This is a genomic window from Bacillus fungorum (assembly GCF_002746455.1).
Classification (GTDB): Bacteria; Bacillota; Bacilli; order Bacillales; family Bacillaceae_G; genus Bacillus_A; species Bacillus_A fungorum.
On record NZ_NWUW01000169.1, the window covers coordinates 1 to 512 of the forward strand.

Here is a 512-nt window from a genome sequence, read left to right on the forward strand (position 1 = left end):
CCATCTATCGTATTGATATCTCTACACCAGAAAATCAAAGCGCCTTTCAAGAGTTCGACATTCCAGGTACTCCAGTTGTTGTAGCTTATAACAGAGGTGAAGAAGTTGAACGTCTAGAAGGAGCAGTGTCAGCTGCTACATATGATGGATTCTTTGCGAGACGTAATTCGAGCGCTAGTTAATATAGTGCTCGTTTTTCTTTGTGAGAAAGGGGAATTTACATGCAACAAAACGCCCGTATTTATTCTTTAGACATAATAAGGGGTATAGCCATACTATGTATCCTATTTGCTAATCTACCTACTATGACGGGACTAGATCCCTTTAATCAAGCGGGTTACTCCGGTACAGATAAAGTGATTCGTTTTTTGATAGATTTGTTTATACAGGCAAAATTCTATACTATTTTTGCGTTCTTATTTGGAGTAGGGTTTTATATCTTTATAAAAAATGCTGAAGCAAAAGGCTATTCTATGTATAAGCTGTTTAGCCGTAGATTGTGTATCTTACTA

1 protein-coding gene and 1 pseudogene are annotated in these 512 nt (G+C 36.9%); both read left to right on the forward strand.

What is annotated here, in order from left to right; translation table 11 throughout:
• On the forward strand, positions 1 to 182 hold a 182-nt coding region (locus tag CO726_RS31300; RefSeq protein WP_136699928.1), incomplete at its 5' end, for a YbbN family protein.
• A gap of 39 nt (positions 183 to 221) precedes the next feature.
• Positions 222 to 512 (forward strand): annotated as a pseudogene (locus CO726_RS31305) (DUF418 domain-containing protein); the annotation flags it as partial.